General features: G+C 70.4%; 14 protein-coding genes. 7 read left to right on the plus strand and 7 right to left on the minus strand.

Going from position 1 to position 11,797, the window contains the following annotated elements; translation table 11 throughout:
* Nucleotides 1-13: 13 nt before the first annotated feature.
* A complete protein-coding gene (locus tag ACWEOW_RS04665) occupies nucleotides 14-652 on the minus strand; it encodes a YdeI/OmpD-associated family protein (RefSeq protein WP_452267984.1) in 639 nt (212 codons plus the stop codon).
* A 69-nt stretch (nucleotides 653-721) separates the two neighbouring features.
* On the opposite strand from ACWEOW_RS04665, the gene ACWEOW_RS04670 reads away from it, so the two are divergent.
* Nucleotides 722-1,447, plus strand: coding sequence for a hypothetical protein (locus ACWEOW_RS04670; RefSeq protein WP_452267985.1), 726 nt, complete (start codon nucleotides 722-724; stop codon nucleotides 1,445-1,447).
* Between the two features lie 3 nt (nucleotides 1,448-1,450).
* Here the strand turns inward: ACWEOW_RS04670 and dusB are convergent, their stop codons facing one another.
* Both dusB and ACWEOW_RS04680 read right to left on the minus strand, forming a co-directional pair.
* Entirely contained in the window at nucleotides 1,451-2,668 is a 1,218-nt protein-coding gene (gene dusB / locus ACWEOW_RS04675; protein ID WP_452267986.1) for a tRNA dihydrouridine synthase DusB, read from the minus strand.
* 19 nt (nucleotides 2,669-2,687) lie between these two features.
* Nucleotides 2,688-3,419 carry an alpha/beta fold hydrolase gene (locus ACWEOW_RS04680; protein ID WP_452267987.1) on the minus strand — a complete coding sequence of 244 codons (732 nt, stop codon included), beginning with the start codon at nucleotides 3,417-3,419 and terminating at the stop codon, nucleotides 2,688-2,690.
* Between the two features lie 25 nt (nucleotides 3,420-3,444).
* On the opposite strand from ACWEOW_RS04680, the gene ACWEOW_RS04685 reads away from it, so the two are divergent.
* Nucleotides 3,445-4,287 (plus strand): sulfurtransferase, encoded by an 843-nt coding sequence (locus tag ACWEOW_RS04685; RefSeq protein WP_452267988.1) that lies wholly within the window; start codon nucleotides 3,445-3,447, stop codon nucleotides 4,285-4,287.
* Nucleotides 4,288-4,377: 90 nt separating this feature from the next.
* Here the strand turns inward: ACWEOW_RS04685 and ACWEOW_RS04690 are convergent, their stop codons facing one another.
* Together ACWEOW_RS04690 and ACWEOW_RS04695 are read right to left on the minus strand one after the other, a co-directional pair.
* Nucleotides 4,378-5,025 carry a methyltransferase domain-containing protein gene (locus ACWEOW_RS04690; RefSeq protein ID WP_452267989.1) on the minus strand — a complete coding sequence of 216 codons (648 nt, stop codon included), beginning with the start codon at nucleotides 5,023-5,025 and terminating at the stop codon, nucleotides 4,378-4,380.
* 83 nt (nucleotides 5,026-5,108) lie between these two features.
* Nucleotides 5,109-6,503 carry a glycine--tRNA ligase gene (locus ACWEOW_RS04695; RefSeq protein WP_452267990.1) on the minus strand — a complete coding sequence of 465 codons (1,395 nt, stop codon included), beginning with the start codon at nucleotides 6,501-6,503 and terminating at the stop codon, nucleotides 5,109-5,111.
* A gap of 88 nt (nucleotides 6,504-6,591) precedes the next feature.
* Between ACWEOW_RS04695 and ACWEOW_RS04700 the strand changes: the two genes are divergently transcribed.
* Genes ACWEOW_RS04700 through ACWEOW_RS04720 form a run of 5 tightly spaced genes read left to right on the plus strand, consistent with a single transcriptional unit; the run spans nucleotide 6,592 to nucleotide 10,156 of the window.
* Nucleotides 6,592-6,873: a DUF6703 family protein gene (locus ACWEOW_RS04700; RefSeq protein ID WP_452268032.1), complete on the plus strand. Its 282-nt coding sequence runs from the start codon at nucleotides 6,592-6,594 to the stop codon at nucleotides 6,871-6,873.
* Between the two features lie 49 nt (nucleotides 6,874-6,922).
* Nucleotides 6,923-7,873 (plus strand): metal ABC transporter substrate-binding protein, encoded by a 951-nt coding sequence (locus tag ACWEOW_RS04705; protein WP_452267991.1) that lies wholly within the window; start codon nucleotides 6,923-6,925, stop codon nucleotides 7,871-7,873.
* Nucleotides 7,870-8,742: a metal ABC transporter ATP-binding protein gene (locus tag ACWEOW_RS04710; protein ID WP_452267992.1), complete on the plus strand. Its 873-nt coding sequence runs from the start codon at nucleotides 7,870-7,872 to the stop codon at nucleotides 8,740-8,742. The genes ACWEOW_RS04705 and ACWEOW_RS04710 overlap by 4 nt, the downstream gene beginning before the upstream one ends.
* On the plus strand, nucleotides 8,739-9,758 hold the full coding sequence (locus ACWEOW_RS04715) for a metal ABC transporter permease (RefSeq protein ID WP_452267993.1): 1,020 nt from the start codon (nucleotides 8,739-8,741) through the stop codon (nucleotides 9,756-9,758). The genes ACWEOW_RS04710 and ACWEOW_RS04715 overlap by 4 nt, the downstream gene beginning before the upstream one ends.
* The gene (locus tag ACWEOW_RS04720) at nucleotides 9,755-10,156 is read left to right on the plus strand and encodes a Fur family transcriptional regulator (protein WP_452267994.1); all 402 of its coding nucleotides are present in this window, start codon (nucleotides 9,755-9,757) and stop codon (nucleotides 10,154-10,156) included. Before ACWEOW_RS04715 ends, ACWEOW_RS04720 begins: the two co-directional genes overlap by 4 nt.
* 39 nt (nucleotides 10,157-10,195) lie before the next feature.
* Here the strand turns inward: ACWEOW_RS04720 and ACWEOW_RS04725 are convergent, their stop codons facing one another.
* Both ACWEOW_RS04725 and recO read right to left on the minus strand, forming a co-directional pair.
* Nucleotides 10,196-10,981 carry an isoprenyl transferase gene (locus tag ACWEOW_RS04725; protein ID WP_452267995.1) on the minus strand — a complete coding sequence of 262 codons (786 nt, stop codon included), beginning with the start codon at nucleotides 10,979-10,981 and terminating at the stop codon, nucleotides 10,196-10,198.
* A gap of 28 nt (nucleotides 10,982-11,009) precedes the next feature.
* On the minus strand, nucleotides 11,010-11,738 hold the full coding sequence (gene recO / locus ACWEOW_RS04730) for a DNA repair protein RecO (protein ID WP_452267996.1): 729 nt from the start codon (nucleotides 11,736-11,738) through the stop codon (nucleotides 11,010-11,012).
* Between the last annotated feature and the right edge of the window lie 59 nt (nucleotides 11,739-11,797).

The raw sequence follows: 11,797 nt of genomic DNA on the forward strand, positions 1-11,797 counted from the left end.
GCTGCGCGCAAGGTCAGGACAGCTCGGCGCGCGCCTTGGCCACCCAGGCCGGTTCGATGCCGTAGCGCTGGGTCTTGATGAGCCTCAGGCTGGCGCAGTCCTCGACGAGCTCGGCCATCCGCTTGTCGCGAGTCACCTGCTGCTTGGCCGTCACGACCCAGTTCGTCGCGAGCTTCCGGTAGGACGCTGTCGCAGCGTCCCAGAACGCCGACGCGATCGGATCCGCTCTCAGCATCGCCTCGTACTCCGCGGGCCAGGTGCGCTCGCGGTTCTCGTAGGCATAGATGCCCGAGCGGTCGGCGCGGCGCTTCTCGAACGCTGCCAACCCCGCGGGCCGCATCCGGCCGGCCGCCGTCAGCTCCTCGACCGCGTTGATGTTGATCGTGCTCCAGTTGCTGCCCGGCTTGCGCGGCGTCCACCGCTGGCGCACCGCGTCCTCGTCGATCCGCTGGGCCATCGAGTCGATCCAGCCGAAGCAGAGCGCCTCTCGGACGGCCTGCTCCCACGTGAGCCCGCGCGGCTCGACGTGCTTCTTGTTCAGGCCCATCCACAGCTCCGTGGCGGTCTCGTGGTTGGCCTCGAGCCACTGCCGGAAGTCCTCCGCGTCGTCGAAGAACGTCGCTGGCCGCTCGGCCGATCCACCCTCACGCATGAACCGATCCTGCCAGCCACATCCGACAACCCGGATGCGCTTCGGGCCGGCGGCGAGCAGGATCGTCGCGTGGCAGCGATCACCCCACCCGACCGACCCGCCGACCGCGTCCTGCTGGCAGCCCGGAACAACGCGTTGTGGTGCGACGCCGTATGCCGGACGCATGGTCTGCGTGGGTCGATGGCCGCCGATGCTTGGAGCGTTCCGACTCGGACGCCGCCGTATTACCCCGATGCCGTCACGTTGTCCCCTGACGTCGACGAGTACGACCTGCTCGCCCGGCTCGACAGCACTGACGGCTGCTCGGTCAAGGACAGCTGGTCACGGCTCGACCTGACGGTCGAGGACTTCGCGCGGCTCGTCGTCGGCGAGTGGGTCTGGCTGGGGCCGGGCCAGGCTAGGTCAGGCGACGGCCGTTGGTGGGAGCCTGTGGGATCCGCCGATGACTTCGCGCACTGGGTCCGGGCGTGGGCCAGCGACGAGGATGCTCTGGCGGTCCTGCGTCCGGACCTTCTCATGGAGCCCGGCGTACACGTCCTTGCGGCGCGCAGTCACCCGGGCGGGGACATCGTCGCGGGCTGCATCGTCAACATCACGGGCGAAGTCGCCGGCGTGAGCAACCTCTTCGACTCGGACGGAGGCGATCCGGAACGCACCTGGCGTGGCGCCGCGACCGCGGCGCACGAGGTGGTGGACGGCATACCCCTGGTCGGCTGGGAGGCCGGCGACAGCCTGGCCGCCGCGGTAGCGGCGGGCTGCGAGCGGATCGGCCCGCTCACCGTGTGGATCCGCTGACGCTCAGCCGCCGCTGACCGAGAGCTCCGCCTCGGCGATGGTGCGCTCGTGCTCCTCCGAGAGATCGCGCGACTCCAGCCAGCGCTCCGGCAGGGCCACCGTGCGCGACGACCCGGCGCGCCCTCGCTGCCCCTCGGCTGCTTCGCCCGGCCAGGGCGCGTCGCGGTCGAGCGTGGACAGCAGCCGGTCCAGCGCGGCCAACGAGTCGACGAGCGCCAGAGAGTTCCGCACGGTCGAGCCGGCCGGGAACCCCTTGAGGTACCACGCGATGTGCTTGCGGATGTCACGGCACGCGCGGTCTTCCTCGCCGTAGAAGTCGCAGAGGTATGCCGTGTGCGTCCGGAGCGTGTCAGCGACCTCCCCGAGGCTGGGCGTCACTCGCGTGGCGCTTCCCGAGAACGCGGCAGCGAGGTCGGTGAACAGCCACGGCCGGCCGAGGCAGCCACGGCCGACCACGACGCCGTCGCAGCCGGTCTCCTCGACCATGCGCAGCGCGTCCTCGGCTGACCAGATGTCACCGTTGCCAAGCACCGGGATGGTGGTCACGGTCTCCTTGAGGGCTTTGATCGCACTCCAGTCGGCGGTGCCGGAGTAGGCCTGCGCCGCGGTGCGCCCATGCAGGGCCACCGCGGCGACACCCTCCTGCTCGGCCGCGAGGCCTGCTTCGAGGAACGTCAGATGGTCGTCGTCGATGCCCTTGCGCATCTTCACCGTGACCGGAATGTCGCCTTTCGCGCCCTCCTCGACGACGGCTCCGACGATCCGCCGGAAGAGGTCTCTCTTCCACGGCAAGGCAGAGCCCCCACCCTTGCGCGTCACCTTGGGCACGGGGCAGCCGAAGTTGAGGTCGATGTGGTCGGCGCGGTCCTCGGTGACGAGCATCCGCGCCGCGGCACGGGCGGTGGCCGGGTCGACGCTGTAGAGCTGGATCGATCGTGGGCTCTCGTCGGGATCGTGCTCGATGAGCCGCATCGACTCCGGAGTGCGTTCGACGAGGGCGCGACTCGTGATCATCTCGCTGACGTAGAGGCTGGTCGCCCCGCTCGCTGCACCCAGGGCCGTCCCCTCGTTGCCGTACTCGCGGCACAGGCGGCGGAACGCGCGGTTGGTGATCCCGGCCATCGGGGCGAGCACCACCGGCGACTCGATGACGTGACGGCCGACGTGCAGGGGCGGCAGCACCGGGCTGCCGGGCGCAGGCTGGGTCAGGACGTCACTCACAGCCGTCGATTCTCGCAAATCATGGGTGCGGATCCGAATCGGTGACGACCTCGCTGACGAACCGGAGCAGGGCGTCCGCGAAGGCCTGAGGCTGGTCCAGGTTCGACAGGTGGCTTGCGTGCCGGATGGTCTCCACTCGGGCGCGTGGGGATGCCCGCACGAAAGCCCTTGCCCCCCAACGGAACTGGTCGAACTGACCGTTCAGCAGAAGCACGGGGCACTCGACCCCTGAGAGCATCGAGGGCCGGCACGTCGACATGACCTCGCTCCAGGCCGCCGCCGTGGGCGTGAAGTAGTAGCCGCCCGCGATGACGGCCTCGATCCGGTCCGCCGGGTAGAGGCGCCGCAGCACCCGGTCGTTGACCCGGGTCATGCGCGCCGGTCCCAGCCGGTCGGTCAGCCACGCGACGCGGCGGTAGACCGCGGCCCCAGGCCCCGTCGGGGTCGCTGAGGCCCCGGCGAGCACGAGGCCGCTGAGCGCGGAGGGGTGCCGGGCGGCATACGTCATCGCGGCATAGCCGCCGAGCGAGTGACCGACGAGGACCACCGGCTCGCTCCCGGACGCCGAACGGACCGCCTCGTCGATCACCTCGACACATCGGTCGAGCGTGAAGGGCTCCTCGGCTCGTCGGCCGTGTCCGGGCAGGTCGACGAGCGTCACCTCCACACTCCCACGCAGAAGCGGCAGCTGGGGTGCCCATTGCGCGCTCGACAGGCGGGACCCGTGCACGAGGACCAGGCGAGCAGCCACAGGGCGAGGATGCCACGATGGGGCCGTGACGCATCTCATCTCCGCGCCGGAGCTGGCCCATGAGCTCGAGAACGTCGTCGTGCTCGACGTGCGCTGGGTCCTCACCGCTGGACGCTCTGCCGGCGACGTGGGCGCCGTGGGCCGACCGGACTACGACGCCGGGCACGTGCCGGGAGCCTTCTTCGTCGACCTGGACACCGAGCTCGCCGGGCCGCCCGGCGAGGGCGGTCGGCATCCGCTGCCCGACCCCGCGCTGGTCGAGCGGGCGCTGCGGCGCAGTGGCATCAGCTCGACCAGCCGGGTCGTCGTCTACGACGCCAGGGACTCACAGGCCGCTGCGCGCGCCTGGTGGGTGCTGCGCTGGGTGGGGGTTCCCGACGTCCGAGTGCTCGACGGCGGGTATGCCGCCTGGGTGGCAGCAGGTCTGCCCGTGAGCACCGTGGAGCCCGAAGACCGGCACGGCGACATGCTCGTGCAGCCCGGCTCGCTGCCCACCCTCGACGCCGAGGGCGCCGCACGCGTGGCCCGCGAGGGGCTGCTGCTCGATGCCCGAGCCGCACAGAGGTATGCCGGGGAGGTCGAGCCGATCGACCCGGTCGCCGGGCACATCCCGGGTGCGGTCAGCTCTCCCACCACCGAGTGGGTGAGCCCGGACGGGACCTTTCGTGACGACCTGGCCGACCACTGGGCTGCCTTCTCCTACGAGGGCGGACCGGTGGGCGTGTACTGCGGCTCGGGTGTCACCGCGACCCACCACGCGCTGGCGCTGGCCGAGCTCGGCGTCGACGCGGCCCTCTATCCCGGGTCGTGGAGCGAGTGGATCCGCGACCCGTCGCACCCCGTGGCGACCGGCTCCGACCCGGGCTGAACCCCTCCGTCCGACCTGCGGCCTGTGGAGGTTTGTGGTTGCCCTGGCGACGACAACGCTCCACACCTCCGGAAGGCCCGCACGCCGGTGTCACGTGGTGGGGCTGCTCAGACCGACGATGTGCCATGCCGCCCCGCGATGGCTGTAGCTCACCGCGAGGTGCCCCTGCCCTGCGACGCCCCTCATGGCGGCCGGGTCGTGGACGTAGGTGCGGAACGTCATGCCGCGCAGCCGGAAGAACTGGTTCTGGACCGAGGTGAGACTGCGGCTCAGCACGTTGCGCGGTGGGTGGCTGAACACGAGCAGACGCTGCGCGTGGTCCGCCGCGGCGCGGAGCAGGCGCTCGTAGTCCGGGTAGCAGCAGACCACCCGGTGCAGGACCACGATGTCGTGGGCCTCGACGGACTCCGGCGAGCTCGCGAGGTCGATGTGGCGCCGGCTGATGCGCTCGGTCATGCCGGCCTCGTCGGCGAGCGCCGCTGCGTCGGCGTCATACGAGCCGGCCAGCTCCAGGCTCGTGGCCCGCGCGGCGCCGCGGCGCAACAGCTCCAGCTGGATGTCCCCGACGCCACCGCCGATCTCGAGCACGGATGCGCCCTCAACACCGTGCGATGTGAGGAACTCCACCATCCGCGCTGCCGTGCGGTCCAGGCCGCGTCGGCGATAGCGCCGTGCCAGATGCCGGGAGAACCCGGTGCCGAACATGCGGTCGTACCGGCCCGGCTCGCAGCAGCTCATGGACGCCAGTATTCCCGCCCGGACACCACCGGGAAGCCATACCGCTCAGGCGGCGGACGGCATTTCCCGGTGGGTCCGATGGTTCAGCAGCCGACGAGGCGCTGGGCGAGCCAGCCTTCGACCTTCTCCAGCGAGATGCGCTCCTGCGCCATCGTGTCGCGCTCGCGCACGGTCACGGCATGGTCGTCGAGCGTGTCGAAGTCGACCGTGATGCAGAACGGCGTGCCGATCTCGTCCTGACGGCGGTACCGCTTGCCGATGGCGCCGGCATCGTCGAACTCGATGTTCCAGTGGCGGCGCAGCTGCGCGGCGAGGTCACGCGCCTTCGGCGACAGGTCGGCGTTGCGCGACAGCGGCAGGACCGCCGCCTTGACCGGGGCGAGCCGTGGGTCGAGCCGCAGCACCACTCGCTTGTCGACGCCGCCCTTGGTGTTCGGCGCCTCGTCCTCGGCATAGGCGTCGACGAGGAACGTCATCAGCGACCGCGACAGGCCGGCTGCCGGCTCGATGACATACGGGGTGTACTTCTCGCCGGTCGTCTGGTCGAAGTAGACCAGGTCGGTGCCCGAGTGCTGGGAGTGCGTGCCGAGGTCGAAGTCGGTGCGGTTGGCGATGCCCTCGAGCTCGCCCCACTCGGAGCCGACGAAGTTGAACCGGTACTCGATGTCGACGGTGCGGCTCGAGTAGTGCGACAGCTTGTCCTTCGGGTGCTCGAAGTGGCGAAGGTTCTCCGACTTGATGCCGAGATCGGTGTACCACCGGGTGCGCTCGTCGATCCAGTACTGGTGCCACTCGGCGTCCTCGCCGGGCTTGACGAAGAACTCCATCTCCATCTGCTCGAACTCGCGCGTGCGGAAGATGAAGTTGCCCGGGGTGATCTCGTTGCGGAAGCTCTTGCCGGTCTGCGCGATGCCGAACGGCGGCTTCTTCCGGGCCGCCTGCATCACGTTGTTGAAGTTGACGAAGATGCCCTGGGCCGTCTCCGGGCGCAGGTAGTGCAGCCCGGTCTCGTCCTCGATGACGCCGAGGTAGGTCTTGAGCATCATGTTGAACTCGCGAGGTGCGGTCCACCTGCCCTTGGTGCCGCAGTCGGGGCACGTGATGTCCGTCATCGGGATCGAGTCGGGGTCGAGCAGGCCCTTCTTCTCCGCGTACGCCTCCTGGAGGTGGTCGGCGCGACGGCGGCGGTGGCAGTTGAGGCACTCGACCAGGGGGTCGGTGAACGTGCCGACGTGGCCCGAGGCGACCCACGTCTCCCGCGGCAGGATGATCGAGGAGTCGAGGCCGACGACGTCGTCGCGACTCGTCACCATCGCCTTCCACCACTGGCGGCGGATGTTCTCCTTGAGCTCGACGCCCAGCGGGCCGTAGTCCCAGGCAGAACGAGTGCCTCCGTAGATCTCACCGCTCGGGAAGACGAAACCTCTGCGCTTGCAGAGGCTGACGACGGTGTCCACGATGGATGTCTGCTTGGCCATGCGGGATAGGTTATCTGTCCCGGGAAGGTGCACCGGCGTGCGACCGCTGCGCCCGTGTCGCCGGCTGCCCTACCCTGCTCACGTGAGCATGAGCTTCCGTTCCCGGGTCGAGCACGCGTCGTACCCGCTTCTCGAGCGCCTCAACGCCCTGCCGCGAGCCGTCTCGATCACCGTCTTCGCCGTCGTGCTCGTCGTAGGCATCGTCGCGCCGCGCCCCTGGGGCGGCATCGCGTTCCTGCTCGTGTCGGCGTTCGTCGGGTGGCTGCTCTACCTCACGTGGACGCGCCTGACCCTTCCCGAGCGTGTCATGCGTGCCGCCGTCCTCGTGCTCGCCCTCGCCGTCGCGCTCGTGAAGATCATCCCCAGCTGACCCAAGAACGGTTTTGACAATCATTCTCACTTCGAGAATGATGGTCACCATGACCCTCCACCGGCCGGCCCGACTGTTCGCAGCCCTCGCAGCCGGTGCGGCCATCGTTGGTGCGAGCGCCGCCTGCGACAGCGCGGCCAGCAGCCCCGAGGGCGCCATAGTGACGTCGTTCTACCCGATCCAGTTCGCTGCCCAGCAGATCACCGGGGGCGCCCTCCCGGTCAGTGTCCTGACCAAGCCCGGCGCCGAGCCGCACGATCTCGAGCTGACGCCACAGGACGTTGCCGGGATGACCAAGGCACGCCTGGTTGTCTACGCCGACGGCTTCCAGCCGGCGGTCGACGACGCGATGGGCCAGGTCGACCCGTCCGCCGTCCTCGACGTGGCCGGCGCGGCCGACCTGGACCTGACGGGCACTGACGAGCACGAGGGCGAGACCACCGACAAGCACGCCGAGCACGCCGAGCACGACCATGCCGGTGCCGACCCGCACTTCTGGCTCGACCCGCAGCGGTATGCCGCTGTGGCCAGGGCGATCGGCGCCCGGCTCGCGCAGGTCGACCCCGCCAACGCCGCCAAGTACGCCAAGAACACCGAGGCGTTCGTCGGCCGTCTGACCGCGCTCGACACAGACCTGACCAAGGGCCTGCAGACCTGCCGCTCGCACGTGCTCGTGACCAGCCATGCGGCCTTCGGCTACCTCGCCGAGCGCTACGGCCTCGAGCAGCACGGCATCACCGGTGTCAGCCCGGACGCCGAGCCCAGCGCCGCGGCGCTCAAGCGGGTGGCCGACCTCGTGCGAGCCGAGGGCGTCACGACGATCTTCCAGGAGACGCTGGTCGAGCCGCACCTCGCCCAGACCGTCGCCACGACGACCGGCGCCACTCTCGCGACGCTCGACCCCGTCGAGGGGATCACGCAGGCCTCGGCGGGCACGGACTACTTCGAGGTGATGCACAGCAACCTCGCCGCGCTCCAGAAGGGACTGGGCTGCCAGTGACCGCTACACCGCTTCGTGCCCCAGGCACCTCGCCGACCGGAGAGGCCGTCATCGACCTGGCCGGTGCGAGCTTCGGCTACGGCGACCGCGCCGTGCTCGCCGATGCCACCCTCACCGTCCGCCGCGGCGAGATCGTCGCGGTCGTCGGGCCCAACGGGTCCGGCAAGTCGACCCTCATGAAGGGCATCCTCGGCCTCAACGACCGGGTCGCCGGCCAGGTCACCCTCTTCGGGGTGCCCAGCGACGACGTGCGCGACCGCGCCCGGATCGGCTACGTGCCCCAGCGGCATACCCTCTCGGCGTCCGTGCGGGCCACGGCCGAGGAGATCGTCTCGACCGGTCGGCTCCCCCGCATCGGCTGGCTGGGCCGCCTCCGGGCCACCGACCGCCAGATCGTCGCGCGCTCCCTCGAGGTGGTCGGGCTCGCGGACCGGGCGGCGACCGAGGTGAGCACCCTCTCGGGAGGCCAGCAACGTCGCGTCCTCATCGCCAGGGCGCTCGCCGCGCAGCCCGATGTGCTCATCATGGACGAGCCGACCGCTGGGGTGGACGCGGCCAACCAGCACGTCCTCGCCGACGTGCTCGAGCGCCTCATCGACGGCGGCGTGACGATGGTCGTCGTCACCCACGAGCTCGGAGCCCTCGAGCGTCTCATCACCCGGATCGTCGTGGTGGACGCAGGCCGCATCCGTTTCGACGGGACGCCGCAGCAGTATGCCGTCGCACGAGGCACCGTCCACCATGACCACGACAGCCACCACCACGACGACGAGCTCGACGGCCATGACAACGGCGGCTCGCATCCGATGGCACGGTCGCTGCCGCACGGCCCGCTCGACGCGCGGGAGACCCCAGGAGGCCGGCCATGATCGACGTGCTCACCGTGGACTTCATGCAGCGCGCCCTCGTCGCGGCTCTGCTCGTCGGGACGGTCGCTCCGATGGTCGGGATCTTCCTCGTCCAGCGGCGGCTGTCCCTCATCGGCGACGGCATGGGGCACGTCGCCCTCGCCGGAGTCGCGATCGGGCTGGTCACCGGTGCCGCTCCGGTGCTCACCGCTCTCGTCGCGGCCGTGGTCGCCGCCGTCGTCATCGAGCTGCTGCGGGCCCGTGGGCGCACCAACGGCGACGTCGCCCTCGCGGTGATCTTCTATGGCGGCATCGCGGCGGGCGTGGTCATCATCAGCAGGTCGCCCGAGGGCACCCCGGCCAACCTCATGAAGTACCTCTTCGGGTCCATCCTGACGACCCAGCGCAGCGACCTCTACGTGTTCGCGGCGCTGGCCGTCATCATCTCGGTGACCACGTGGGCACTGCGCCCGCGCCTGTTCGCGGTCGCCAACGACGAGGAGTACGCCCGCGCGGTGGGCATCCCGGTGCTGCCGCTCAACATCGTGCTCGCCGTCCTCACCGCGACGACGGTCGTCGTGGCGATGCGCGTCGTCGGCCTGCTGCTCATCAGCGCGCTGATGATCGTCCCCAACGCGACCGCCCAGCTCGTGGCCCGGTCGTTCAGCAGTGGACTCCGCTGGGCCATCGCCTTCGGCCTCGTGTCGTCCGTCGGTGGGGTCGTCCTCTCCTACCCGCTCGACACACCGTCCGGGGGCACCATCGTCCTGCTCGCGGTAGCGCTCTTCATCGTCACCGCAGTGAGCACCACCGTGGCGGCCCGGATGCGCAACCGGCGCCACGCCATGGCCGAGCGCCATCCGCACGAGCACGGCGTCGAGTGCGGTCACCGGGCCATCACCCACGGCGACCACGTCGACTACATCCACGACGGGCACCTGCATGCCGCCCACGAGGGCCATTACGACGAGCATGGCGAGCTGACCTCGCACACGCACGAACCGAGCACGACATCGACGACCGGAGGCGGGCGATGAGCGGCACGACGACCCGGCGACCCACCCGGCAGCAGGTGGCCGTCGCCCAGCTTCTCGAGCACACCGACGACTTCACCTCCGCCCAGACCGTCCATGCGCGGCTCCGCGAGGCCGGCGAGGGCGTCGGGCTGGCGACGGTCTACCGTGCCCTCCAGTCCATGGTCGAGGCCGGCACGGTCGACGTGTTGCGCACCGACGACGGCGAGGCCGTCTACCGCGCCTGCTCGAACCACCACCACCATCACCTCGTGTGCCGGGAGTGTGGCAAGACGGTCGAGGTCGAGGGGCCGACCGTCGAGAGCTGGGCCGACCAGGTGGCGAGCGAGCACGGCTTCACCGGGGTGACCCACAGCCTCGAGATCTTCGGCACCTGCGCCGACTGCAGTCCCCCCACCTGACCGAACGCGCGTTCGTTCGGTGACGAACGACCGGGTGGCTCAGCGGCTCTGGGGCGTGTCGACCGCTCCGCCGTACCGGCGGTCGCGCGCGACATACTCCTCGATCGCGGACCAGAGGTCACGCCGGTCGTAGTCCGGCCAGAGCCGGTTCTGGAACACCATCTCGGCATAGGCCGACTGCCACAGCAGGAAGTTGCTCGTGCGCTGCTCACCCGACGACCTGACGAACAGGTCCACGTCAGGCATCGTCGGCTCCTCGAGATAGCGCTGGATGGTCCGCTCGTCGACCCCGCTCGGCTTGAGCCGGCCCGCCTTGGCGTCGTAGGCGATTCGCTGCACCGCATCGGCGAGCTCCGCGCGACCGCCGTAGTTCACGCAGAAGTAGAGCGTGAGCCCGGTGTTGTGCTTCGTGAGCTCTTGGGCGATCTCGAGCTCCTTGATCACGGACCTCCAGAGACGCGGCGTGCGGCCGACCCAGCGCATCCGGACGCCCCACTCGTGCAGCTGGTCCCGTCGCCGCCGGATCACGTCACGGTTGAAGCCCATGAGGAAACGCACCTCGTCCGGCGAGCGGCGCCAGTTCTCGGTCGAGAACGCGTATGCCGACAGGTGGGTCACCCCGACCTCGATGGCCCCGGCTACCACGTCGAGCAGTGATGCCTCCCCGGCCTCGTGGCCCTTCGTCCGCGGCAGGCCGCGCTGGTTCGCCCAGCGGCCGTTGCCGTCCATGACGATGGCCACGTGGCGCGGCAGCAGCCCGCTCGGGATCGTCGGCGGCGTGGCGCCGGAGGGGTGCGCGAAGGGCCGGGCGTAGGGCGGGGTCATGGGTCTCCGTCGCGGTCGCTGGGTGGGCTCAGGCACGCTCGACGAGAGGCAGCGACCGCAGGCCGCGCTCGATGTGCCACTGGAGGAAGGCTGCCACCATCCCGCTGCCCTGCCGGCGGTGACGGGGGTCGCTCGAGTCGGCCACGTCCCAGTCACCCGAGAGGAGTGCCGCGAGGAGCTCGAACGTCTCGGGCGCGGGCGCGCTCGACCCGGGTGGACGGCATACGGGGCAGACGGCACCGCCGGACTGCACGTTGAAGGCACGGTGCGGCCCCGCCGCGCCGCACTTGGCGCAGTCGACGAAGCTCGGCGCCCAGCCCGCCACGGCGAGTGAGCGCAGCAGGTACGCGTCGAGGACGAGGCCGGGGTCGTGGGCGCGCTCGGCGAGCGAGCGAAGAGCGCCGGCGAGCAGGAGGTACTGCTGCGTCTGGGGCTCGTGCTCCTCCGTGAGCGCAAGTGCGGTCTCGAGCATCGAGGTCGCGCAGGTGTACGCGGCGTACTCGCGGGCGATGGCGTCGCCGTACGGCGCGAGGGCCTCCGCCTGGGTCACGGTGTCGAGGTTGCGCCCCTCGTAGCACTGGACATCGACGACCATGCCCGGCTCGAGTCGGGAGCCGAAGCGCGACTTCGTCCGGCGGACGCCCTTGGCCACGGCGCGGACCCGGCCGCGGGTGCGCGTCAGCATCGTGATGATGCGGTCGGCCTCGCCCAGCTTGTGGGTGCGCAGCACGATCGCCTCGTCACGGTAGAGCGGCATGGCGCCATTGTCCCTCACGAGTCCAGTGGTCAAATCGAGGTGCCCTGGCGCGTCGTGCA

The organism is Monashia sp. NPDC004114 (assembly GCF_053603855.1).